The organism is Knoellia tibetensis, assembly GCF_048606415.1.
Lineage (GTDB): Bacteria > Actinomycetota > Actinomycetes > Actinomycetales > Dermatophilaceae > Knoellia > Knoellia tibetensis.
The window spans coordinates 2,097,482-2,119,489 of sequence record NZ_JBMBWF010000001.1 but is presented as its reverse complement, the minus strand read 5'-3'; the positions used below and the strand labels follow the sequence as shown (position 1 = coordinate 2,119,489).

The window sequence follows — 22,008 nt, the reverse complement described above, 5'->3', positions numbered from 1 at the left end:
GGTCAGAACGTCCGGCCGGTGAGTCGCTCGTAGGCCTCGACGTACTTCGCCCTGGTCCGCTCGACGACGTCGTCCGGCAGCGCAGGCGGCGCCTCGCCCGACGCCTTGTCCCAGCCGCTCTCGGCCGACAGGAGCCACTCGCGCACGAACTCCTTGTCGAAGCTCGGCTGGGAGTGGCCCGGCTCCCACTCGTCGGCCGGCCAGAAGCGCGACGAGTCCGGGGTGAGCACCTCGTCGGCGAGGACGAGGGCGCCGGTGGAGTCGACGCCGAACTCGACCTTGGTGTCGGCGATGAGGATGCCGCGCTGGGCGGCGATTACGTTGCCGCGGGCGAGGATGCGCGTCGTGAGGTCGCGCAGCTCCGCGGCGCGCTCGGAGCCCACCTCGGCGACGACCGCCTCGAAGGACATCGGCTCGTCGTGCTCGCCCATCGGCGCCTTCGTCGACGGCGTGAAGAGCGGCGCGTCGAACCGGTCACCGTCGCGCAGGCCCTCGGGCAGCGCCAGACCGCTCACCGTGCCGTCGGCGAGGTACTCCCGCAGGCCACCGCCGGTGAGGTAGGCCCTGGCCACGCACTCCACCGGCACCATGTCGAGGCGCTGCACGAGAACGGCGCGCCCGGCGACGACGAGAGGCACGTCGGTCGAGACGACGTGGTTGGGCACGAGGTCGGCGAGCTGGTCGAACCACCACAGGGACAGCTGCGTGAGGACCGCACCCTTGTCCGGGATCGGCGGGTCGAGGATGAAGTCGAACGCCGAGATCCGGTCCGAGGCGACGAGGAGGAGCTGGTCGTCGCGCCCGCTCGGGACGTAGAGGTCGCGGACCTTGCCCGAGTAGAGGTGGGTGAAGCCGGGGATCTCGAGCGGGGTCTGCGCGCCGGGCGTCGTCATGGCGCCGATTCTCGCAGCCGGGGGCGTCCGCTCACGCGCGGGCGGCGGCGGGCCAGCGCTGGGCCCCCGGGCCGTCGGCGGCGTGGGCGTCCTCGGCGTTGTAGATGGGGCAGCTCGTCATCGACAGGCAGCCGCAGCCGATGCAGCCGGTGAGCCCGTCGCGCACCTCGACGAGGGCGTCGATGCGGGCGGTGAGGGCGGCGTGCCACACCTTCGAGAGCCGGGCCCAGTCCCCCTTGGTCGGCGGGTGGTCCTGCGGCAGGGTCGCGAGCGCCTCGCCGATCTCGCCCAGGCTGAGACCGAACCGCTGCCCCGCGCGCACGACCGCGATCCGCCGGAGCGTATGCCGTCCGTAGCGGCGGTGGTTGCCGGCGTTGCGCACGCTCGAGATGAGACCGCGCTCCTCGTAGAACCGGACCGTCGGCACCGAGACGCCGCTACGCGCGGCGACCTCACCGATGGGCAGCAGGTCGTTCTTGTCCACGCCCGCAGCCTACGGCTTGATCTCAGGTGCGCTTGAGATAACAGGATGCCCTGCATGACCTCGACGGCCGCCGTGCCCACCCCCGCCTCCCCCGGCGAGCCGGCCGCACCGTCCGCGCCGGCCGAGCCTGCCGAGCAGGCGGAGCGCCTCCTCAGCAGGCGCCACCTGCCTGTGGCCGTCGGCATCATCGCCCTCGTCACGCTCGGTGCCTTCGAGAACCGCGCGGTCATCAGCATCATGCCCACCGCGACCCGGGCCCTCGACGGGCTCGCGTGGTTCGGCGCCGCCAACGCGGCCTCGATGGTGACGTTCATGGTCGCCGTCGTCGTCGCCGGGCGCTGGGTCGACCGGGCCGGGGCACGCACCGTCCTGCTCGCCGGGCTGGCGACCTTCGCCGCCGCCCAGCTCGTCACCGCCGCCGCGCCGTCGATGGGCGTCTTCCTCCTCGGGCGCGGGCTGTCCGGTGTCGCGGAGGGGCTCATCGACGTCTCGACCCTCGTCTTCGCCGCCCGGGCCCTGCCCGAGCACCTGCGCGCCAAGGTGTTCGCGACCTTCGCCGCCGCGTGGATCCTGCCCAGCCTGCTCGGGCCCGGCGCGGCGGGTGCGGCCGAGGCCCTTGTCGGCTGGCGGCTCGTCTTCCTGCTGCCGACGCTCCTCCTCGTGCCCGCACTCCTCCTGCTCCTGCCGGCCCTGCGCCGCGACAACGTCCGGCAGGACGACGGCCTGGCCACCAGAGCTGCGGACGCAAGCCAGAGCGGCCAGCCGCTCGCACCCGCCGTGGGCCTCGCGAGCGCCGTCGCGCTGCTCAGCGTCGGCGGTCCGCTCGCCTTCGACGGCGGGGACCACCGCGTCGCCGGGCTCGTCGCCCTCGCCGTCGGCGGGGTCGCTCTGGCGGTCACGATCCGGTCCGCACTGCCGCCCGGGACGCTCACGGTGGCACCCGGCATACCGGCCGTGGTCGCACTGCGCACCCTCCTCGTCGTCGCCTTCGGCGGCATCGGCGGCTACCTGCCGCTCATGCTCGACGTCACCCACGACGTCGGGCCCGCGCTCGCCGGCATCAGCCTCAGCGTCACCGGCGTCTTCTGGGCGCTCGGCTCGGCGGTCCACAGCCTCGACGCCGTCCAGCGGCGCCTCGACGCCGCGGCGCGCGTCCGGCTCGGCCTCGCCCTCATCGCCCTCGGTGGCGTCGGCCCGCTCCTCATCGCGCTCGGCGTCCTCCAGCTCGTGCCCGGGCTCGTCGGGTGGGCGCTCGCCGCGACCGGCATGGGGCTCTCCTCCCCCAGCCTGGCGACCGAGATCTTCACGCTCGCGCCACCGCACGAGCAGGGGCAGGCGACCGCCGCCTCGCAGATCGGCGCGAGCCTCGGCAGCGCCCTCACCACTGCCGGGGGTGGCGCGCTCATCGCGGCCCGCGCGGACACCCTCGACGGAGGGGTCTTCGCCCTACTCATCGGTATCTCGATTGCGGCCGCCGCGACCGCCCTGGCGCTCACGCACCGGCTGCGCGCGTAGGTCGTTCCCGGGGGCGGATGCCCCTGCCGCAAACCGCTCACGGGCTGGCACAGTACGACCCATGCTCTCGTCCCGTGACCTGTCCCTCGTGGCCATCTTCGCCGGCGTCATCGCCGCGCTCGGCCTCGTCCCGGCCGTCTCGCCCTTCGGTGGCGCCGTCCCGATCACCGCGCAGTCGATGGGCATCATGCTCGCCGGCGCCATCCTGGGGTCGAAGCGCGGCGCCCTCTCGGTGCTGCTCTTCCTCGTCCTCGTCGCCATCGGCCTGCCGCTGCTCTCCGGCGGTCGCGGTGGCCTCGGCGTCTTCGCCGGACCGAGCGTCGGCTACCTCGTCGGCTTCCCCGTCGCCGCCTACCTCGTCGGCCTGCTCACCGAGCGCATCGGGCGCCCCTACCGCCTCCACCTCGGCGTCATGGCCAACATCCTCGGCGGCGTCCTCGCCCTCAACGTCGTCGGCATCATCGGCATGGCGATCGTCCTCGGCGTCTCACTCGTCAAGGCCACGACGCTCGCCGCCGTCTTCATGCCGGGTGACGTCGTCAAGGCCGTCCTCACCGCCGTCGTCGCCGCGGGCGTCCACGCGGCCTACCCCGGCCTCATCCCCGCGCGCCGCGAGCAGCCCGCCACCCCGGACCGCGTCTCCGCCTGACGCTCGCCCGACCCACCCGCCGTGCCCGAGATCCGCGTCGCGTCCGTCAGCCACTCCTTCGGCGACGGCGCGACGCGGCGACCGGTCCTGCGTGACGTCGACGTCACCCTCACCGAGCACCGCATCGGGGTCATCGGCGCCAACGGCTCGGGCAAGTCGACCTTCGTCCGGCTCCTCAACGGCCTCGTCCACCCCGACGCGGGCACGGTGACCGTCGACGGCCGCGACACCGTCCGCGACGGCCGCGAGGTCCGCCGACGGGTCGGCTTCTGCTTCACCGACCCCGACGCGCAGATCGTCATGCCGACGGTCGCCGAGGACATCGCCTTCGGGCTGCGCCGCCGCGGCCTCACCAAGGACGAGGTCCGCGCACGCACCCAGGGTGCGCTCACGGCATACGGGCTCGAAGGCCACGCCGACCACCCGGCCCACCTGCTCTCGGGCGGCCAGAAGCAGCTCCTCGCGCTCGCCAGTGTCCTCGTCACCGAGCCCGACCTGCTCGTCCTCGACGAGCCGACGACCCTGCTCGACCTGCGCAACGCAGAGATGGTCCGGCGCCTCGTCGACGGGCTCTCGCAGCAGGTCGTCCTCGTCACCCACCACCTCGGCCTGCTCGACGGCTTCGACCGCGTGCTCGTCTTCGACGACGGCCGCGTCGTCCACGACGGCCCGCCCGCCGCGGCCGTGGCGGCCTACCGCTCGCTCGTCGCCCGCTGATGCCCGTCACCGCGGTCCCGCTCTATCTCCCCGGCGGCTCACCGGTCCACCGGCTCGGTGCCGGGTGGAAGCTTCTCGCCCTCCTCGGCGCCGGCGTGGCCCTCGCCGTCTGGCGCGCGCCGGGCCAGGTCGCCGTCGCGCTCGGTGCGGTCCTGATCCTGTATGCCGTGGCTCGCCTCCCGTTGCGCGCGCTCGGCCGGCAGGTGCTCGCTCTCGCCTGGGTCGCCGTGCCGCTGCTCGCCTTCCAGTGGGTCTTCGCGTCCTGGCGCACGGGGGTCGGCGTCGTCGGGTCGTTCGTCACGCTCGTCCTCCTCGCCGGGCTCGTCACGCTCACGACGCGCACGACGGCGATGGTCGACGCCGTCGTGCGAGTGTGCGGGTGGCTCCGGAGGTTCGGCGTCGACCCGGAGCGGGTCGGGCTCGTGCTCGCCCTCGGCATCCGGTCGGTCCACGTCGTCCTCGGGCTCGCGCAGGAGGTGCGCGAGGCACAGCACGCGAGAGGGCTTCGGTCGAGCCCACGGGCCTTCGCGGTGCCGCTCATCGTGCGTTCGCTGCGGCACGCCGACCGGCTCGGCGAGGCGCTGAGCGCCCGTGGTGTCGACGACTGAGACGACGCGCGGCTCGGGCCACACGTTCAGACGACACGCACCTCAGACCACGCAGAACTCGTTGCCCTCGGGGTCCTGCATCACGACGTGGTCGAGCCGGCCGTCGTCGCGGTGGTCCTCCCGCAACGTCCGTGCGCCGTGGGCGACGAGGTCCTCCTCCTTCTCGCGGATCCTGCGCTCGCGCACGTCCTGGTCGACGTGCCGGCCTCCACTCACCTTGACGTCGAGGTGGACGCGGTTCTTGACCGTCTTGCCCTCCGGCACCTTGAGGAAGCTGATCGACGGGCCGCCCCCCGAGGCGGGGCGGATCGTCGCACCGTCGCCCCACTCGTCCTCGGGGACGTCGTGGTCGGTGAGGAAGCTCGGCCAGTCGGCCCAGCCCTCCGGTGGCGGTGCCTCGACCCAGCCGAGCGCGCGGCACCAGAACGCCGCGACGACCTGCGCGTCGGCGCAGTCGAACGTGATGCCGAGCTCGGGAACCGTCTCCATGCCGTCAACCTAGAGGCGAGCACCGACGCTCCGTAGGGTTGGGGCATGGACGTCCGGATCTTCACCGAGCCGCAGCAGGGAGCCACCTACGACGACCTCCTCGCGGTCGCCCGCACCGCCGAGGACGCCGGTTTCGACGCGTTCTTCCGGTCCGACCACTACCTGCACATGTCCGGGGACGGGGGCGCCGGGCCGACCGACGCGTGGGTCACGCTCGCCGGCCTCGCCCGTGACACGACCCGGATCCGGCTCGGGACGCTCGTGACGGCAGCGACCTTCCGACTGCCCGGCCCGCTCGCCGTCGCCGTCGCCGGCGTCGACCAGATGTCCGGTGGGCGCGTCGAGCTCGGCATCGGTGCGGGGTGGTTCAAGGGTGAGCACACGGCATACGGGATCGACTTCCCGGACGTCCGCGAACGTTTCGACCGGCTCGAGGAGCAGCTCGCCGTCATCACCGGCCTGTGGTCGACGCCGGTCGGTCGGACCTGGACGCACGACGGGTCGCACTACCCGATGGTGGACGCTCCCGCGCTCGCCAAGCCGGTGCAGGAGGGTGGCGTCCCGATCATCGTCGGCGGCTCCGGCAAGCGGCGCACCCCGGCGCTAGCCGCGCGCTACGCATCGGAGTTCAACGCGGCGTTCCAGTCGCCCGAGGAGTCACGGGTCCTTTTCGAGCGGGTGCGGGCGGCCTGCGAGGACCGGCGGCGGAATCCGGACGACCTCACCCTGTCGGCGGTGGGCGTGCTCTGCCTCGGCGACGACGAGGCGACGCTGACCCGACGGGCCGCCGCGATCTCGCGCGAGGTGGGCGAGCTCCGGAGCAACGGGTTCGCCGGCTCGACCGACGAGGTCGTCGACAAGCTGGGCCGCTACTCCGAGGCGGGCGCGAGCCGGGTCTACCTCCAGGTGCTCGACCTCGCCGACCTCGACCACATCGAGGAGTTCGCCGGCAAGGTCCTGCCGCAGCTCAGCCGACCCTGACCTCGCCGCGCGAGGCCTTGAGCGCGATGTCGCTGCGGTGGTGGCCGTCCTCGAGCCCGACGAGGTCGACGGCGGCGTAGGCCCGTTCCCGCGCCTGTGCGAGGTCGGCCCCCGTCGCGACGACGGACAGGACCCGGCCACCCGCGGAGACGAGCGCCCCCTCCTCGTCGAGCGCCGTCCCGGCGTGGAGCACGTATGCCGTGGGCACGCCCTCGACGTCGCCGAGCCCGGTGACCGGGTCGCCGGTGCGCGGGGTGCCCGGGTAGTTGTGCGAGGCGACGACGACCGTGACCGCGGCCTCGTCGGACCACCGCAGCGCGTCGTACTCGTCGAGCCGCTGGGTCGCGGCGGCCTTGAGCAACCCGCCGAGCGGGGTGAGGAGGCGGGCGAGGACGACCTGGGTCTCGGGGTCGCCGAAGCGGGCGTTGAACTCGATGACGCGGGGCCCGCGGCTCGTCATCGCGAGCCCGATGAAGAGCACCCCCGCGAAGGGCGTGCCACGCCGCCGCATCTCGTCGACCGTCGGCTGGGCGACGCGGGCGACGAGCTCGTCGGTGAGGCCCTCGGGCGCCCACGGCAAGGGGCTGTAGGCGCCCATACCGCCGGTGTTCGGGCCCGCGTCGTCGTCGCCGACCCGCTTGAAGTCCTGCGCCGGGCTGAGCGGCACGACCCGGGCGCCGTCGCAGATGACGAAGAGCGACACCTCGGGCCCGTCGAGGAACTCCTCGACGACGACCCGGCCGTCAGGCTTGGCCAGGCAGGCCTCGGCGTGGGCGAGCGCCTCGTCGCGGTCGTCGGTGACGACGACGCCCTTGCCCGCCGCGAGGCCGTCGTCCTTGATGACGTAGGGCGGGCCGAAGGCGTCGATCGACTCGGCGACCTCGTCGACGGTCGTGCAGAGGTGCGCGAGTCCGGTCGGGACCTCGGCAGCCGACATGACCTCCTTGGCGAAGGCCTTGCTGCCCTCGAGCCGGGCAGCCTCGGCGGAGGGGCCGAAGACGTCGAACCCGCTGTCTCGCAGCACGTCCGCGACCCCTGCGACGAGCGGCGCCTCGGGACCGATGACGACGAGGTCCGGCGCGTGGCGCTGGGCCAGAGCGAGCACGGCGGCCGCGTCGGTGACGTCGGCAAGGGGCTCGCACAGAGCGATCGCGTCGATGCCCGGGTTGCCCGGGGCGACGACGACGGCGTCGACGGCGTGGTCGGCGACGAGGCTGCGGACGATGGCGTGCTCGCGGGCACCTGAGCCGAGGACGAGGACCTTCATGGACGGCAAGCCTAGGGCTGGGTCCGGCGGCCGGGAGCGGCGGTCCGGCGGCCGGGAGCGGCGGTCCGGCGGCCGGGAGTGGCGGCCCGGCGGCCGGGAGCGGCGGCGCGCGGACGGCATACGCCGGGCCTGCCCGACCACGAACGGGCCCGGACGAAGATGTGGGCGCGGCGCGCCCGGGGAGCAGGGGGGTACCCCCGGGTGCGCCGCGCCCGTTCGTGCGGCGCTCACGGTTGGGGGGAACCGGCGCTCTGCACGAACGTCGACGAGGTCGACGTGTCACACCATGACACGTCGTTCACCCTTCATTCAAACCAAACCGCGGCGGATTCCTGACAATGTCGTGATCCCGCCATAGTCTGGGCCGGTGAGCGACCCCGCCGTCCGCCTCGCCATCGACGAGCTGACCACCCGCGTCTACCTCCTCCTGCTGCGCCATCCGTCCCCCCGGCGCAGTGCGCTGCTGCGCGAGGGGCTCACCGAGAGCGAGATCGCGGCGGCGCTGGCCAACCTCGAGGCGCGCGGGATGGTCAACGCCTCGCGTGCCGACCTCATCGAGGTCTTCCCGCCGGACACGACGCTCCCCGCGTGGGCCGCGGACCTCGAGCGGCAGGCCCGCACGACGCGGTCGGCGGTCGAGGGTCTCACCCACATGTACAACGAGGCCCGCGCGGGAGCCGGGGGCACCACGTCCAACCGTGACGTCTCGATCCTCGACACGGTCGAGGAGGTGGAGGCGGCCTACTTCCGGCTGGCCCGGCGAGCGGAGAACCGGTGCGTGCGCCTCTTCGCCCGTAGCCGGCGGATGGACGAGCTCGTCATCTCGCACCCCGAGTCGATCGCCATCGCCCACCGCAGCAGCGCGAGCCCCGGCCTGCAGCGGCAGGTCGTCTTCGAGCAGTCGATCCTCGAGGTGAGAGGGGCGTTCGCCGCCCTCGAGGCGATGCGCGCCGACGGCATCGACGTGCGCCTGACCCCCCACCTCGCCTTCTCGGTGCTCGCCGTCGACCGCACCTCCGCGCTCGTGGACATCTCGCACCTCGACTCCGGCGGCGGCTCGCTCCAGGTCCAGCAGCGCGAGCTCGCGAGCGCGCTCATGGACATGTGCCTCGGCCTCTTCGCCCTCGCGACGCCGCTCCCCCGCACGCCCCGCTCGGTCTCGGTCGCGCGGCTCACCGAGCGCGACGGCCAGATCATGGCCCTGCTCGCGGCCGGGGCGAGCGACCTCACGATGGCGCGCCAGCTCGACATCTCGCAGCGGACCGTCGAGCGCCGGGTCCGGGCCATCATGGTCGAGCTCGGTGCGACGACCCGCTTCCAGGCGGGCGCGATCGCGGGGCGTCGCGGGCTCATCTGAGACGAGCCGGGCCGGTTGTGCGTGAGGCGTCCGTGCGAGGGTTCTCGCGCGCGTAGACTCGTTCCTTCCGTGCGTTCCCCGCACCCACACCCACGTCACTCTTCAGGGAGGGCCTCGACAGTGACGAGCACGCGCCCCGGTGCGCCTGACACCTCGGCGGACGTCGCCCGCGAGATCGCGTTCGAGCAGGCCCACGTCGACCGCGTCTACGCCGAGCTCGAGAAGGCCGGCGCCCGCGCCGCCGACGTCGAGGCCGACGGCCTCGCCCGCGGCCGCACGAGCCGCACCGGAGACGTCCGCGACGAGGAGCTCACCGGGCTCTTCGAGCGCGACGCCCTCGTGTATGCCGCCGCGAAGCGCCGTTCCGCGATCGAGAAGCAGTACGAAGGGCTCGTCTTCGGGCGGCTCGACCTCGGCTCGGTCGACACTCCTGCGTCCGAGCGCGACGTCCGGCACATCGGACGCCTCGGCGTGCGTGACGACGACTACGAGCCGCTCGTCATCGACTGGCGGGCACCGGCCGCGTCCGCCTTCTACCGCGCGACCCCGGTCGACCCGATGGGGGTGCTGCGCCGGCGCGTCCTGCGCTGCAAGGGCGCGACCGTCGTCGGGGTCGAGGACGACCTCATGGTCCCCGAGGCGCCCGAGGACATCGTCGTCGTCGGTGACGGCGCGCTCATCGCAGCGCTCACCCGCAGCCGTGGCCGGCAGATGCGCGACATCGTCGCGACGATCCAGCGTCACCAGGACGAGGCGATCCGCGCCCCCTCACGCGGCGTCACCGAGATCACCGGCGGACCCGGCACCGGCAAGACGGTCGTCGCACTCCACCGCGCGGCCTACCTCCTCTACTCGGAGCGCCGCCGCTTCGAGTCCGGCGGCATCCTCGTCGTCGGCCCGTCGGCGGCCTACACGGCATACATCGAACGGGTGCTCCCATCGCTCGGTGAGGACAGCGTGGCGCTGCGCGCACTCGGCGACCTCGTCGACGGGGTGACGGCCACCCGTCTGGACGCCCCCGAGGTCGCGGCGGTCAAGGGCTCACTGCGGATCCGTCGGGTGTTGTCGCGCGCGGCCTCACGGCCTCCGCAGGGTGCACCGTCGCAGCTGCGCGTCTTCGTCAACGGTCACGCCGTGCGGCTCGACGAGCCTGTCCTGCACCGCATCCGGCGCCAGGTGCTCCGCTCCGGCCAGCACAACCTCGCGACCAAGGCAGCCCGCGAGGAGCTCGCGCAGGAGGCCTGGCGCTCGGTGCGTCAGGGCGACCGCGACGAGTTCTTCGACGCCTTCGACTCCTCGCGCGACATCGACGAGTTCGTCGCCTCGTGGTGGCGCCAGCTCGACCCGCGCGAGGTGCTCCTCACCCTCGCCGACACCGACCACGCCTACACCCTCGCCCGCGGGGTCCTCGACCAGGAGGAGGCGGCCGCGCTCGCCCACTCGATGCGTGAGGCGCTCGAGCTGGGCACGTGGTCGGTCGCCGACGTGGCGCTCATCGACGACCTCTCGGCCCGGCTCGGGCAGGTGCAGGAGCCGGAGGCCGAGGAGCGCGGCTTCTATGACATCGAGGAGTTCGACGACCTCTCGTCCTACGGCGTGCTCGACGTGCGCGCCGGGGTCGACCGCCGCGTCGGCGAAACCTCCGCCCGCAGCGTCGTCACGCCGGCGGACGCCCGCGGGCGGCTGCTCCACGGACGGATCGACCGGCCGTCGGGCTCGGCGCACGTGCTCGTCGACGAGGCGCAGGACCTGTCGCCGATGCAGTGGCGCACGCTCGCCCGGCGGGGCCGCACCGCCTCGTGGACCGTCGTCGGCGATGCCGCGCAGGCGTCGTGGGGCGACCTCGAGGAGGCCCGGACCGCGCGGGTCGAGGCCTACGGCACCCACGAGGTGCGCGGGTTCCACATGGACACCAACTACCGCAACGCGCGCGAGATCTTCGACTACGCCCGCGACGTCATCCTGCCGCTCGTGCCCGACGCCGACATCCCGGCAGCGGTGCGCGAGACCGGGATCGATCCGCTGGACGTCGTCGACGGGTCACCGGTGCAGGCCGTGGAGCGCGCGGTCGACGACCTCCTCGGCGAGGTCGAGGGCTCCATCGCCGTCATCGTGCCCGCGCGCTGGGCCGACCGGGTCGCCCACGTCGACGGGGTCGGCGACGGCCGGGTGCAGGTCATCGACCCGCTGTCGACCAAGGGCCTCGAGTGGGACGCGACCGTCGTGCTCGACCCCGACGCCATCGTCGAGGAGTCACCGGGCGGGGTGCGCGTGCTCTACGTCGTCCTCACCCGGGCCGCGCACCGGATGACGGTGCTGCGCCCGGCCGCCGCCGTCTGACCCGGTCGGCCCGCAGGTCGGCCGCCGGGCCGCGCCGAAACGGACTGGGGGTGGGAAGGTCGCACTTCTGAGCAGAACCTTTCCCACCTGATGTACGAGGAACCCACTTCAGGCGGCGGGTCCCACGCTCTGCGTGGGCATGGTGGGACGGAAGGGGCGGCTGGCTGAGGGTCAGTCGAGGAGGGCGTGGCGCTCGATGATCTCGTGGCGGCCGGGGCCGACACCGATCGCCGAGACGCGGGCCCCGATGAGCTCCTCGACGCGCAGCACGTAGGCCTGCGCGTTGGCGGGCAGCTCCTCGAAGGTGCGGCAGCCGGAGATGTCCTCCCACCAGCCGTCGAGCTCCTCGTAGATCGGCGTCGCGTGGTGGAAGTCGGTCTGCCCGACCGGCATCTCGTCGTGGCGCACGCCGTCGACGTCGTAGGCGACGCAGACCGGGACCTTCTCGAGCCCGGTGAGGACGTCGAGCTTGGTGATGACGAAGTCGGTGACGCCGTTGATGCGCGTGGCGTAGCGGCCGATGACGACGTCGAGCCAGCCGCAGCGGCGGGGGCGGCCGGTGGTCGTGCCGTACTCGGCGCCGGTCTTGCGCAGGAACTCGCCGTTGTCGTCGTCGAGCTCGGTGGGGAACGGGCCCTCGCCCACACGGGTCGTGTAGGCCTTGAGGATCGCGATGACCCGCGACACCCGGGTCGGCGGGATGCCCGAGCCGGTGCACGCGCCACCGGCGGTCGCCGACGAGGACGTCACGAACGGGTAGGTGCCGTGGTCGACGTCGAGCAGCGTCGCCTGGCCGGCCTCGAGGAGGACGTTCTTGCCCTCGTTGAGCGCCTGCTCGAGCACGAGCGCGGTGTCGGCGACCATGGGACGCAACCGGTCGGCATACGAGAGGAGCTCCTCGACGACGCGGTCTGCCTCGGCGGCACGGGTGTTGTAGATCTTGACGAGCACCTGGTTCTTGAGCTCGAGCGCGGCGTCGACCTTCTGCCGCAGGATGCCCTCGTCGAAGAGGTCCTGGATGCGGATGCCGACGCGGTTCATCTTGTCGGCGTAGGTCGGGCCGATGCCGCGACCGGTCGTGCCGATCTTGCGCTTGCCGAGGAAGCGCTCGGTGACCTTGTCGAGGGTGCGGTTGTAGGGCGCGATGACGTGCGCGTTGGCGCTGATGAGGAGCTTGCTCGTGTCGACGCCGCGCTCCTCGAGCCCGTCGAGCTCCTGGAAGAGCACCTCGAGGTCGACGACGACGCCGTTGCCGATGATCGGCGTGACGGTCGGCGTGAGGATGCCGGAGGGCAGGAGGTGCAGGGCGTACTTCTCGACCACGCCGTCCTTCTCGATGACGACCGTGTGGCCGGCGTTGTTGCCTCCGTTGAACTTGACGACGTAGTCGACGTCCTCGCCCATGAGGTCGGTGGCCTTGCCCTTGCCTTCGTCGCCCCACTGGGCTCCGACGAGCACGATTGCCGGCATCTGGTGAGTCCTCTCCTGCGCGGCGGTGCCGCGTCTGCGTGACATGCGCGAGGCCCGGCGCGTGGCGTTCGCGACGGGCCCGAAGTGGAACCCAGCCTATCGGGTATGCCGTCCGGCCATCGATGCCGCCGGGCGCGAGGCCGCGAGCGCGGCACCGAGCTGGAAGCGGGTGTCGACCCCGTGGATCGACATGAGGGCGGCGATCCGGCGGCGCACCGTCCGCAGGCCGACCCCGAGGAAGCGGGCGATGGCCTCGTCCTTGAGCCCCATTCCCAGGAGCTCGACGAGACGCGCGTCGCCGGCCGCCCCCGCGGCATACGGGACGGGGTGGGAGTGCTCCCAGGCGAGGTCGAAGTAGGCCGCGAGGGTCGAGATGAGCAGGGGGTCGCGGATGAGGACGTAGCCGGAGGAGACGTCGCCCCACCGACGGAGGCCGACCGCGCCGACGTCGCCGAAGACGGCATACTCGGAGCCCACCTCGGGCAGGAGCCGCTGCTCCTCGCCGACCGTCGACCACGACCGGAGCCACTGCAGCCCCTGCGGGGTGTCGAGCGCGTGGGCGGGATAGATCGTGCGCTGGACGTTGCCCGCGGCGACCCACTGCTGGTTGTCGCGCATCGTCACGTCGTCGAGGGCCGGGCCGGCGTCCACCACCATGACGAGGTTGCGCAGGACGCCGCTCGACTCGTGGATGAGTCGCTGGACGACGGTCGGCGCCATCTCCTCGCTGATCGGCTCGACACCGGGCGTCGCGGTGGTCGAGCTGCCCTGCGCGAGACGCCCGACGAGGTCCCGGATCTGGCCGAGGTCGCGCAGTCGTTCCTCGATCCTGGCGTCCTCGCGGTCGAAGTACTCCTCGAGGAGCCGCGCCGGCGAGGTGACGTTTCCTGAGGTCAGCGCCATGCGGGGCCTCCTCGTGCTCGGCGACTGGCAGGTTGCTGCCATTGGCATCTAAGTGTCGCAGATTCCGCGTGACATGGCGCATGATGGGCGCGCACGCCCGACGTGGCAGGGGACACGCGGACGTGAACGCGCTTTCAGCGCGGCGCTCCCTGGCAGGGGCTGGAGAGGGGCTCGGACCACAGGTCCGAGCCCCTCTCTTCTGCTGTCGTGGGCGGGCCCGGCGCGGGAGCGCCGGGCGGGCCTCAGAGCCCCAGCTCGCGCGCCCCCGTCGTCGAGGAGTCGCGCAGGAAGTCGGCGCAGCGCCGCTCCTCGTCGGTCTCCCCGATGAGCCCGGCCGCGCGCGACAGCACGGCGAGGGAGCGGAGGAAGCCGCGGTTGGGCTCGTGCTCCCACGGCACGGGACCCTGACCGCGCCAACCGTTGCGTCGGAGCGCGTCGAGGGCGCGGTGGTAGCCCGTGCGGGCGTAGGCGTAGCCCTCGACGGTACGGCCGTCGGCGAGCGCGTCCTCGGCGAGGGTGGCCCACGCGAGCGACGATGTCGGGTTCGCCGCGGCCACCTGGTCCGCGGCGACGCCCTCGTCGAGGAGCCGGGCGGCCGGGTCGACGGGGAGGCGGGTCTCGGGGATGCCGAGCAGGTTGTCGCTCATGACGTGCGCCCTCAGGCCTGGTGGGTGCCGGCGGAGCGGAGGTTCTCGCAGGCCTCGACGACGCGGCGGGCCATCGCGGCCTCGGCCTCCTTGCCCCACGCGCGGGGGTCGTACTGCTTCTTGTTGCCGACCTCGCCGTCGATCTTGAGGACGCCGTCGAAGTTGCGCAGCATCCACTCGGCGACCGGACGGGTGAAGGCGTACTGGGTGTCGGTGTCGACGTTCATCTTGACGACGCCGAAGTCGACGGCCGCGGCGATCTCCTCGGCGGTCGAGCCGGACCCGCCGTGGAAGACGAGGTCGAACGGACGCGCGTCGGCGCCCTGACCGAGCTCACCGGCGGCGGCCTCCTGGGCCGTCTTGAGGATCTCGGGGCGCAGCTTGACGTTGCCCGGCTTGTAGACGCCGTGCACGTTGCCGAAGGTGAGCGCCGTGAGGTAGCGGCCCTTCTCGCCGGCGCCGAGCGCCTTGACGGTCGCGATGGCGTCCTCGGGCGTGGTGTAGAGCTGGTCGTTGATCTCGTTGGCGACACCATCCTCCTCGCCACCGACGACACCGACCTCGATCTCGAGGATGACGTTGGCGGCCTTGCACGCCGCGAGCAGCTCCTCGGCGATCTGGAGGTTCTCGTCGAGCGGCACGCCCGAGCCGTCCCACATGTGGCTCTGGAAGATGGGCAGGCCACCGGCCTTCACCCGCTCGGCGCTCGCCGCGAGGAGCGGGCGCACGAAGCCGTCGAGCTTGTCCTTGGGGCAGTGGTCGGTGTGGAGCGCGATGTTGACGGGGTAGTTCTTCGCGACCTCCTCGGCGTAGGCCGCGAGCGCCTTGGCTCCGGTGACCATGTCCTTGATCGTCGAGCCCGAGGCGTACTCGCCACCACCGGTGGACACCTGGATGATGCCGTCGCTGCCCGCCTCGGCGAAGCCGCGGATCGCCGCCGTGACGGTCTGGCTCGAGGTGATGTTGATGGCCGGGTAGGCGAACGAGCCGCTCTTGGCCCGGTCGAGCATGTCGGCGTAGATCTCGGGAGTTGCGATGGGCATGGGGTCTCCTCGTCAGTGGCGAAGCCGGATCGCTTCCGATCTTTCCACGCAGGGTCGTGGTGGCAACACCGTGCCCAGAGACCGGCCGGTAACCCCGGACTCAGCCCACGAGCTCGTCGCGCCGCTGCTCCATGTGCCGCCGTTCGATCTCGTTGTCGCACAGCGCGATCGACTCGGCCAGCGACGCCCGAGCCGCCTCCGCGTCACCTGCCCGGGCGAGCAGCTCTCCACGCACCGCGGGCAGCCGGTGCCCGGCCATCTCGACCCCGTCGAGCAGCGCGAGCCCGGCCCTCGGCCCCTTGGCCTCCGCGACGGCGACGGCTCGCGCGACCCGCACGGCCGGTGACGGGGACAGCTGCTCGAGCACGGCATACAGGTCGGCGATGTGGTCCCAGCGGGTGTCGGCGGCGGTCGGGGCACTCGCGTGCTCGGCCGCGATGAGCGCCTGCACCCGGTAGCTGCGGGCGAGCGGCGACGCCGGGCCGGGCCTGGCCTCGAGCCGCGTGAGGAGCGCGAGCGCACCGGCGATCTCGTCGTGGTGCCACAGAGCGCGGTCCTGGTCGGCGAGGAGGACGAGCGACCCGTCCAGCCCGACGCGCGCGTCGCGCCGGGAGTGCTGGAGGGTCGTGAGGACGACGAGGAAGGCGAGGGTGTCGCTCGGCCGCAGCCCCATGGTCACGCGGGCGAGCCGGATCGCCTCGCCGGCCAGCTCGGCGCGCACGAGGTCGGGCCCGCTCCCGGGCGCGTAGCCGGCGGTGAACGCAAGGTATGCCGTGTGCGCGACGACGTCGAGCCGCTCGCCGATCGCGTCGGTCCCGGGGATGGCGAAGGGGATGCCGGCGGCGACGACCTTCTTCTTGGCCCGGGTGATGCGGGCGGCCATCGTCGCCTCGGGCACGAGGAAGAGCCGGGCGATGTCGGCTGTCGAGATGCCCATGACGAGGCGGAGCGAGAGGGCGCTCGCACTCTCGGGCGAGAGCGCGGGGTGGGCGCACATGAGGACCAGCCGCAGGAGGTCGTCGTCGACCACGGAACCGTCGTCCACCATGACTCCCTCCTGAGGTCGGCGTTCGGCCTCGACCGTGAGCAGCGGTTCCTTGCGGGCCGCCATCGCCTCGGCGCGCAGCCGGTCGAGGATGCGGCGTCGCGCTGCGGTCATGAGCCAGCCGGCCGGGTTGGCCGGTGTCGACTCCTCGGTCCAGCTCTCCTGTGCCGTGGCGACGGCCTCCGCCAGCGCGTCCTCGACGAGGTCGAGCCGGCGGAACTGCGCGAGGAGCAGGGCCACGAGCCGGCCCCACTCCTCGCGCACGACGCGCTCGAGCGGCGTCACCCGACCTGGTTCCCGCCCGCGTCGAGCTCGACGACGGAACGGATCTCCACGGCATACGCGCGCGGGAGGAGGGAGGCGGCCTCGATGGCGACGTCGAGGTCGGGCAGCTCGACGTCGTAGTAGCCGCCGACCATCTCGGTCGTCTCGGCGAACGGCCCGTCGGTGAGGACGCGGCGGTCGCCCCGGTGGCGGACCGTCGTCGCGGTGTCGGCGTCGGCGAGCGGGGCGCCGGAGATGCGGCGGCCGTGCTCGTCGACGAACCGGTGGAAGGCGTCGTGGCCGTCCACGTAGGCCTGCCGCTCCTCGGGTCCGGCTGCCTCCCAGCCACCGGGCTCGTAGGCGAGGAGGACGAGGTAGCGCCTCACTCCCGGTCGTCCTCGGTCATGACGCCCGCTCCTCGTCGGTGACGACAGGCCGGACCTCGATGCCGTCGCCGAGCTCGGCGAGCATGCGGCAGCACTCCATGAGGTCGTCGAGGTCCGCGGTGCGGACCTGGTAGAAGCCGCCGACGCTCTCGGCGGACTCGGCGAACGGGCCCTCGGTCACCGGTCCCCCGCCCGCCCTGATCGTCCGTGCAGTGCTCGTGCGGTGCAGCTCCGCACCGCCGGTGACCGTGTGGCCACGCTTCTCGAGCTCTTCTCCGAAACGGCCGTAGACGGCATACCCGGCGGCTCGTTCCTCGTCGGACATGGACGTCCACCAGCGGTCGGCGTCCCCGACGATGAGCACGACGTACTCCTTCATCTCTCCTCCTCAGTCCTCGACCAGGGTGCGGAGCTCGAGAAGCTCGCCGCGGGCGGCGAACTCGGTGCAGATGCGACGGAGGTCGGCCTCGTCGTCGGTCTCGACGAGATAGAAGCCGACGACCTGCTCCGCGGACTCGGTGAACGGTCCGTCGGTGACGAGCGCTCCCCCGGACCCGTCGGGTCGCATCGACGTCGCCTCGGCCGAGGGCGTGAGCGGGCTCGTGACGAGCAGGGTGTGCCCACCGGACGCGAGGTCCTCGTGGAACTGCTCGTGCGAACGCATCCCCTTCTCGTGCTCCTCGGGCGGCAGCTGGGCCCACTCCGCCTCGGGTGCGGGCAGCAGCAGCAGGTGGCGACTCATCGGTTCTCCTCTGGTCGGTCGGATGGGGCCGCGGGTGCGACCTCCACCCCTGTGACGAGCGAACCACACGCGGATCGACAACCGGGTCCTGTCGGGCTGGGTCGTCGTACTCACGCGCGGCCCGGCACCGAACCGCCACGCTGTCCCCATGGACCTCTCCACCGTGCGCGACCTCGCCCGCGCCACCCCCGCCGAGCGCAACCGCGTCGTCGACCTGCTGCGCGCCGGGGCGATCCTCGTCGTCGTCCTCGGGCACTGGCTCATGGCCGCGGTGCAGGTCCGCGACGGCGAGCTCGTCGTCGGGCACCTCCTCGGGCTCGCACAGTGGACTCACCCGCTCACGTGGGTCTTCCAGGTCATGCCGGTCTTCTTCGTCGTCGGCGGCTACGCGAACGCCCTCTCGTGGCGCTCCGCCCGCCGCCGGAACCTCCCGTATGCCGGCTGGCTCCGTTCGCGCCTGCGTCGCCTCCTCGTCCCGGTCGTGCCGCTGCTGCTGCTCTGGCTCGCGGCCACCGGTGCGGCCTGGGAGGCGGGTGTCCCGGCGGGCACGCTGCGCACCGCGTCGCAGGTCGCTCTCGTGCCCACGTGGTTCCTCGCGGCCTACGTCGTCGTGTGCGCCCTCGCGCCGGCGACGTTGTGGCTGTGGGAGCGGTTCGGGTGGGCGTCGGTGGCCGCTGGGGTGGTGCTCGGCGGGCTCGTCGACCTCGTGTCGATCGGCGCCGACCTCCTTCTCGTCGGGTTCGCCAACTACGTCGTCGTCTGGGCCACGGTCTCGCAGCTCGGCTACGCCTGGCTCGACGGGCGGCTTGCCGGGACCGGACGCCGGCTGCTGCTCGCCGCGGTCGGCGGTCTGGCGACGCTCGCCCTCGTCGCGCTCGGGCCCTACCCGGTGTCGATGATCGGCCTCGACGGCGCTGCCGTGAACAACTCCTACCCGACGCGCGTGACGATGCTGTCGCTCGGGCTGCTCCAGGCCGGGCTCGTCCTCGCGCTGGAGCCGCTGCTGGCGCGGTGGCTGCGTCACCCACGCGTCTGGACAGCGACGGTGCTCGTCAACACGCGCATCATGACGCTCTACCTGTGGCACCTCACGGCGATGGTGCTCGTCATCGGTGCGCTGCTCCTGCTCGGCGGACCAGGCCTCGGCATCGATCCGGTGAGCGCCGGGTGGTGGATGACCCGGCCGTTGTGGTGGGCGCTCCTCGGTGTCGTCACCGCTGGGGCGGTCGCCGCGCTGGGCCGCTTCGAGACCCCCGCCGCGGACGACTCCTCGCCGCCCCCGGTCTGGCTCCCGGTGGTCGTGGCGGCGGTCGCCTGCGCCGGTCTCGGCCTCATGGCCGCACAGGGCGTCGTCGGCGACGACGGCGTGCACTGGTGGTGGCCGGTGCTGACGATCGCGGCCGTCGGGCTGCTCCTTCTCAGGCCAGGGGCGCCGGCAGCGGCCGGGCGTGGACGACGGTGAGGTCGGAGACGGCGCGGGTGAGCACGACGTAGAGGCGGCGCAGACCGGTGCGCTCGTCGGGCTCGGCCTCGGCGACCTCGGCCGGCTCGAGGACGAGCACGTGGTCGAACTCGAGGCCCTTGGCGACCGTCGCCGGCACGACGTCGACCTGGTGGTCGACGTCCCCGTGGTCGGCGCCGAGGGTGCCGTGCTCGATGCCCGCCGCCGTCAGCGCGGCCGACACCTCCGCGACCCGTGCGTCGGGCACGATCGCACCGATGCTGCCCTCGAGCGCGCGCAGCCGGTCGACGTGCTCGACCGTGGCGGCGACGACGTCGTCGTCCTGGTCCACCGCGACGAGGTCGAGCCGGCCGGGGTTCGCGCGGACCGACTGCGGCGCGGCGAGACCCGGGGCGGCGGTCGGCAGCAGCCGTGCCGCGAACTCGATGACAGTGGCGGGCACGCGGAACCCGCGCCGCAGCTCGGAGACGACACCCTCGGGCTTGCCGAGGTGGGCCAGCGTCTCCGACCACGACGCCGTCGACCACGGGGTCGTGCCCTGCGCGATGTCGCCGAGTACGGTGGCGGCGCCCGTCGAGCAGCGCCGGCCGACGGCGCGCAGCTGCATCGGCGAGAGGTCCTGCGCCTCGTCGAGGACGACGTGACCGAGGCTCGGAGTCCGGTTGAGAAGGTCGCCGAGCTCGTCGAGCAGCCAGGTGTCCGCGAGGGTCCACTTTGCGGATCCCGCTGTGCGAGAGGGCTTCTGCCACAACAGCAGCTGTTGCTCTCCCTCAGTGAGGATGCCCTCGGCGGCCGCCGCGAGCGCGTCGGCGTTTGAGAGCAGCCGGTGCAGCAGCGCGCGGGGCTCGACCTTGGGCCAGATCGAGCCGGCATACGCCTTGACCGGCGCGCTGCGCGCGACGGCGTCCTGGACGCGGTCGTCCGGGTACTCCCCCAACGCCTCCATCCGCACGAGCACGGCGTGGGCGAGCCGCTGCGGCAGCAGCTGGCGCGCCGCCTCGTAGCGCACGTCGCGCGCCGCGAGCCCGTCGACGAGCGGCGCGATGTCGTATGCCGGCACCCGCCAACGCCGTGACCCGCGCGGCACGACCATGGCCTCGCTCGGCGGCACGAGGTGGGACCACACGGCCCGGTGGAGCACCTGCGCCATGCGTGCGTCGCCCTTGAGCCGGGCGACGTCGGTGGGCTCGGTCGCCCTCACCGGCACCGACGCCGTGAGCGCCTCGATGCTCGTGTGCTTGACCTCGACCTCACCGAGGGTGGGGAGCACGGCGCCGATGTGGTCGAGGAAGGCCTCGTTGGGGCCGACGACGAGGACGCCGCTGCGGCTCAGCCGCTCGCGGAAGGCATAGAGCAGCCACGCCGCGCGGTGGAGGCCGACCGCGGTCTTGCCGGTGCCGGGCGCCCCCTGGATGCAGACCGTCGTCGTCGCGTCCACGCGGACGAGGGCGTCCTGCTCGGGCTGGATGGTCGCGACGATGTCGCGCATCGGGCCGACGCGGGGCCGCTCGATCTCGGTCGCGAGGATCTGCGAGGTCGCGTCGGGCTCGGTCGCGTCGAGGAGGTGCTCGTCCTCCATCGCGGTGATCCGACCACGGTCGTAGCCGAACCGGCGACGCAGCCGCACGCCGAGCGGATCGGTGTGCGAGGCGCGGTAGAAGGTCGTCGACACCGGCGCGCGCCAGTCGATGACGAGGGGGTCCCCCATGTCGTCGGTGACGTGACGACGCCCGATGTACCAGCGCTCGTCGGTGTCGAGGTCGACGCGCCCGAAGAAGAGCGCGGTCGTGGGGTCGTCCTCGAGCGAGCGCGCACGACGCCACAGGGTCTCGGCGAGCCGCTCGGACGAGACGGCGTCGCCGCCCTGGATGTCGAGGGCGAGGGTGCGCTCGCGCATCCGGGCCAGCTCGGCGCGCGCGTTCGCGAGGTGGGCGCGCTCGTGGGTGAGCTCCTCATGAGTGGGCATGACGACGTCGCCTCTCCTGAGCTCAGGTGTGTGTGGGGGGGTGGGACAGCCTAGGTCACGGACGCGCGAGGGTCACCCTCATGCCGGTCCACCACGACAGCCGGCCATCGGCCATCCGGTCAGTGTGCTCCCGGTGATGGCGCGTCGCCGACGCTTTGGTCGAAGACGTGGCGCCGCACCCACGCGTGCATCGCGATGGCCGCAGCGGCTCCGGCATTGATCGAGCGCGTCGACCCGAACTGCTCGATGTGCAGCGTCGCCTCACACTCGGCGCGCATCGCGTCCGACAGCCCCGGCCCCTCCTGACCGAAGACGAGCATGGCGCCGCGCGGCAGGTCGCAGGTCTCCAGCGCACGGCTTCCGGGCAGGTTGTCGATCCCGATGAGCCGCATGCCGTGTGCCCGCGCCCACGACGCCAGCTCGCCGGGCGTGGCGTGGTGGTGCTCGTGCTGGTAGCGGTCGGTGACCATGGCACCCCTGCGGTTCCAGCGCCGGCGGCCGACGATGTGGAACGCGGCGGCTCCCATCGCGTTGGCGGTGCGGACGACCGAGCCGATGTTGAAGTCGTGCTCCCAGTTCTCGATCGCCACGTGGAAGTCGTGGCGCCGCGTGTCGAGGTCCGCGACGATCGCCTCGTGCCGCCAGTAGCGGTAGGCGTCGACGACGTTGCGCCGGTCGCCATCGCGCAGCAGCTCGGGGTCCAGCCGGTCGTCGTCGGGCCACGGGCCCTCCCAGGGACCGACTCCGACGTCGTCGACTCGGTTGCTGCTGTCGGTCATG

The 22,008-nt window shown here is 72.9% G+C and carries 22 protein-coding genes; 8 read left to right on the top strand and 14 right to left on the bottom strand.

Annotated features, from left to right (window positions below):
• Window positions 1-2: 2 nt before the first annotated feature.
• Complete coding sequence (locus ACOJV7_RS09820; protein ID WP_420189960.1) at window positions 3-893, bottom strand: phosphoribosylaminoimidazolesuccinocarboxamide synthase; 891 nt, start codon at window positions 891-893, stop codon at window positions 3-5.
• Between the two features lie 31 nt (window positions 894-924).
• Window positions 925-1,377 (bottom strand): redox-sensitive transcriptional activator SoxR, encoded by a 453-nt coding sequence (soxR, locus tag ACOJV7_RS09815; RefSeq protein ID WP_420189958.1) that lies wholly within the window; start codon window positions 1,375-1,377, stop codon window positions 925-927.
• A 54-nt stretch (window positions 1,378-1,431) separates the two neighbouring features.
• Here soxR and ACOJV7_RS09810 point away from each other — a divergent pair, with 54 nt between their 5' ends.
• The 4 genes from ACOJV7_RS09810 (at window position 1,432) to ACOJV7_RS09795 (ending at window position 4,866) form a co-directional block, all read left to right on the top strand.
• Entirely contained in the window at window positions 1,432-2,892 is a 1,461-nt protein-coding gene (locus ACOJV7_RS09810; protein WP_420189957.1) for an MFS transporter, read from the top strand.
• Window positions 2,893-2,953: 61 nt separating this feature from the next.
• Window positions 2,954-3,541, top strand: coding sequence for a biotin transporter BioY (locus tag ACOJV7_RS09805; protein WP_420189956.1), 588 nt, complete (start codon window positions 2,954-2,956; stop codon window positions 3,539-3,541).
• A 21-nt stretch (window positions 3,542-3,562) separates the two neighbouring features.
• Complete coding sequence (locus tag ACOJV7_RS09800; protein WP_420189955.1) at window positions 3,563-4,258, top strand: energy-coupling factor ABC transporter ATP-binding protein; 696 nt, start codon at window positions 3,563-3,565, stop codon at window positions 4,256-4,258.
• Entirely contained in the window at window positions 4,258-4,866 is a 609-nt protein-coding gene (locus ACOJV7_RS09795; protein ID WP_420189954.1) for an energy-coupling factor transporter transmembrane component T family protein, read from the top strand. The genes ACOJV7_RS09800 and ACOJV7_RS09795 overlap by 1 nt, the downstream gene beginning before the upstream one ends.
• Window positions 4,867-4,908: 42 nt before the next feature.
• Here ACOJV7_RS09795 and ACOJV7_RS09790 read toward each other — a convergent pair whose 3' ends face one another.
• On the bottom strand, window positions 4,909-5,355 hold the full coding sequence (locus ACOJV7_RS09790; RefSeq protein WP_420189953.1) for a VOC family protein: 447 nt from the start codon (window positions 5,353-5,355) through the stop codon (window positions 4,909-4,911).
• A gap of 45 nt (window positions 5,356-5,400) precedes the next feature.
• Between ACOJV7_RS09790 and ACOJV7_RS09785 the strand changes: the two genes are divergently transcribed.
• Window positions 5,401-6,336, top strand: a complete 936-nt coding sequence (locus ACOJV7_RS09785; protein ID WP_420189952.1) for an LLM class F420-dependent oxidoreductase — start codon at window positions 5,401-5,403, stop codon at window positions 6,334-6,336.
• On the opposite strand, the gene purD is transcribed toward ACOJV7_RS09785, so the two are convergent.
• A complete protein-coding gene (gene purD, locus ACOJV7_RS09780; protein WP_420189951.1) occupies window positions 6,323-7,603 on the bottom strand; it encodes a phosphoribosylamine--glycine ligase in 1,281 nt (426 codons plus the stop codon). The two genes, ACOJV7_RS09785 and purD, sit on opposite strands and share 14 nt — an antisense overlap.
• A 367-nt stretch (window positions 7,604-7,970) precedes the next feature.
• Here purD and ACOJV7_RS09775 point away from each other — a divergent pair, with 367 nt between their 5' ends.
• A complete protein-coding gene (locus tag ACOJV7_RS09775) occupies window positions 7,971-8,960 on the top strand; it encodes a helix-turn-helix transcriptional regulator (RefSeq protein WP_420189950.1) in 990 nt (329 codons plus the stop codon).
• A 120-nt stretch (window positions 8,961-9,080) separates the two neighbouring features.
• Window positions 9,081-11,300, top strand: a complete 2,220-nt coding sequence (locus ACOJV7_RS09770) for a HelD family protein (protein WP_420189949.1) — start codon at window positions 9,081-9,083, stop codon at window positions 11,298-11,300.
• Between the two features lie 171 nt (window positions 11,301-11,471).
• Here the strand turns inward: ACOJV7_RS09770 and ACOJV7_RS09765 are convergent, their stop codons facing one another.
• From ACOJV7_RS09765 to ACOJV7_RS09730, 8 genes are all read right to left on the bottom strand, one after another.
• Window positions 11,472-12,770 (bottom strand): adenylosuccinate synthase, encoded by a 1,299-nt coding sequence (locus ACOJV7_RS09765; RefSeq protein WP_420189948.1) that lies wholly within the window; start codon window positions 12,768-12,770, stop codon window positions 11,472-11,474.
• A gap of 96 nt (window positions 12,771-12,866) precedes the next feature.
• Window positions 12,867-13,673: a hypothetical protein gene (locus ACOJV7_RS09760; RefSeq protein ID WP_420189947.1), complete on the bottom strand. Its 807-nt coding sequence runs from the start codon at window positions 13,671-13,673 to the stop codon at window positions 12,867-12,869.
• 242 nt (window positions 13,674-13,915) lie between these two features.
• Window positions 13,916-14,320 carry a DUF3151 domain-containing protein gene (locus ACOJV7_RS09755; RefSeq protein WP_035945500.1) on the bottom strand — a complete coding sequence of 135 codons (405 nt, stop codon included), beginning with the start codon at window positions 14,318-14,320 and terminating at the stop codon, window positions 13,916-13,918.
• Between the two features lie 11 nt (window positions 14,321-14,331).
• On the bottom strand, window positions 14,332-15,363 hold the full coding sequence (gene fbaA, locus ACOJV7_RS09750) for a class II fructose-bisphosphate aldolase (RefSeq protein ID WP_420189946.1): 1,032 nt from the start codon (window positions 15,361-15,363) through the stop codon (window positions 14,332-14,334).
• Window positions 15,364-15,463: 100 nt separating this feature from the next.
• On the bottom strand, window positions 15,464-16,693 hold the full coding sequence (locus tag ACOJV7_RS09745) for an RNA polymerase sigma factor (protein ID WP_420189945.1): 1,230 nt from the start codon (window positions 16,691-16,693) through the stop codon (window positions 15,464-15,466).
• On the bottom strand, window positions 16,690-17,058 hold the full coding sequence (locus ACOJV7_RS09740) for a YciI family protein (RefSeq protein WP_420189944.1): 369 nt from the start codon (window positions 17,056-17,058) through the stop codon (window positions 16,690-16,692). Before ACOJV7_RS09740 ends, ACOJV7_RS09745 begins: the two co-directional genes overlap by 4 nt.
• A gap of 16 nt (window positions 17,059-17,074) precedes the next feature.
• Complete coding sequence (locus ACOJV7_RS09735; protein ID WP_420189943.1) at window positions 17,075-17,437, bottom strand: YciI family protein; 363 nt, start codon at window positions 17,435-17,437, stop codon at window positions 17,075-17,077.
• Window positions 17,438-17,446: 9 nt separating this feature from the next.
• A complete protein-coding gene (locus ACOJV7_RS09730) occupies window positions 17,447-17,800 on the bottom strand; it encodes a YciI family protein (protein WP_420189942.1) in 354 nt (117 codons plus the stop codon).
• Between the two features lie 148 nt (window positions 17,801-17,948).
• On the opposite strand from ACOJV7_RS09730, the gene ACOJV7_RS09725 reads away from it, so the two are divergent.
• A complete protein-coding gene (locus ACOJV7_RS09725; RefSeq protein WP_420189941.1) occupies window positions 17,949-19,262 on the top strand; it encodes an acyltransferase family protein in 1,314 nt (437 codons plus the stop codon).
• On the opposite strand, the gene ACOJV7_RS09720 is transcribed toward ACOJV7_RS09725, so the two are convergent.
• Both ACOJV7_RS09720 and ACOJV7_RS09715 read right to left on the bottom strand, forming a co-directional pair.
• The gene (locus ACOJV7_RS09720; protein ID WP_420189940.1) at window positions 19,219-21,228 is read right to left on the bottom strand and encodes a HelD family protein; all 2,010 of its coding nucleotides are present in this window, start codon (window positions 21,226-21,228) and stop codon (window positions 19,219-19,221) included. The genes ACOJV7_RS09725 and ACOJV7_RS09720 overlap by 44 nt on opposite strands.
• A 119-nt stretch (window positions 21,229-21,347) precedes the next feature.
• Window positions 21,348-22,007 (bottom strand): TrmH family RNA methyltransferase, encoded by a 660-nt coding sequence (locus ACOJV7_RS09715; protein WP_420189939.1) that lies wholly within the window; start codon window positions 22,005-22,007, stop codon window positions 21,348-21,350.
• Between the last annotated feature and the right edge of the window lies 1 nt (window position 22,008).

Excerpts from the sequence above, each read along its gene's own strand:
- ACOJV7_RS09795 (WP_420189954.1), top strand. The coding sequence starts at position 4,258 with ATGCCCGTCACCGCGGTCCCGCTCTATCTCCCCGGCGGCTCACCGGTC.
- purD (WP_420189951.1), bottom strand. The coding sequence starts at position 7,603 with ATGAAGGTCCTCGTCCTCGGCTCAGGTGCCCGCGAGCACGCCATCGTC.
- ACOJV7_RS09810 (WP_420189957.1), top strand. The coding sequence starts at position 1,432 with ATGACCTCGACGGCCGCCGTGCCCACCCCCGCCTCCCCCGGCGAGCCG.
- ACOJV7_RS09755 (WP_035945500.1), bottom strand. The coding sequence starts at position 14,320 with ATGAGCGACAACCTGCTCGGCATCCCCGAGACCCGCCTCCCCGTCGAC.
- ACOJV7_RS09725 (WP_420189941.1), top strand. The coding sequence starts at position 17,949 with ATGGACCTCTCCACCGTGCGCGACCTCGCCCGCGCCACCCCCGCCGAG.
- fbaA (WP_420189946.1), bottom strand. The coding sequence starts at position 15,363 with ATGCCCATCGCAACTCCCGAGATCTACGCCGACATGCTCGACCGGGCC.
- ACOJV7_RS09805 (WP_420189956.1), top strand. The coding sequence starts at position 2,954 with ATGCTCTCGTCCCGTGACCTGTCCCTCGTGGCCATCTTCGCCGGCGTC.
- ACOJV7_RS09820 (WP_420189960.1), bottom strand. The coding sequence starts at position 893 with ATGACGACGCCCGGCGCGCAGACCCCGCTCGAGATCCCCGGCTTCACC.
- ACOJV7_RS09735 (WP_420189943.1), bottom strand. The coding sequence starts at position 17,437 with ATGAAGGAGTACGTCGTGCTCATCGTCGGGGACGCCGACCGCTGGTGG.
- ACOJV7_RS09730 (WP_420189942.1), bottom strand. The coding sequence starts at position 17,800 with ATGAGTCGCCACCTGCTGCTGCTGCCCGCACCCGAGGCGGAGTGGGCC.
- ACOJV7_RS09720 (WP_420189940.1), bottom strand. The coding sequence starts at position 21,228 with ATGCCCACTCATGAGGAGCTCACCCACGAGCGCGCCCACCTCGCGAAC.
- ACOJV7_RS09765 (WP_420189948.1), bottom strand. The coding sequence starts at position 12,770 with ATGCCGGCAATCGTGCTCGTCGGAGCCCAGTGGGGCGACGAAGGCAAG.
- ACOJV7_RS09715 (WP_420189939.1), bottom strand. The coding sequence starts at position 22,007 with ATGACCGACAGCAGCAACCGAGTCGACGACGTCGGAGTCGGTCCCTGG.
- ACOJV7_RS09760 (WP_420189947.1), bottom strand. The coding sequence starts at position 13,673 with ATGGCGCTGACCTCAGGAAACGTCACCTCGCCGGCGCGGCTCCTCGAG.
- ACOJV7_RS09785 (WP_420189952.1), top strand. The coding sequence starts at position 5,401 with ATGGACGTCCGGATCTTCACCGAGCCGCAGCAGGGAGCCACCTACGAC.
- ACOJV7_RS09790 (WP_420189953.1), bottom strand. The coding sequence starts at position 5,355 with ATGGAGACGGTTCCCGAGCTCGGCATCACGTTCGACTGCGCCGACGCG.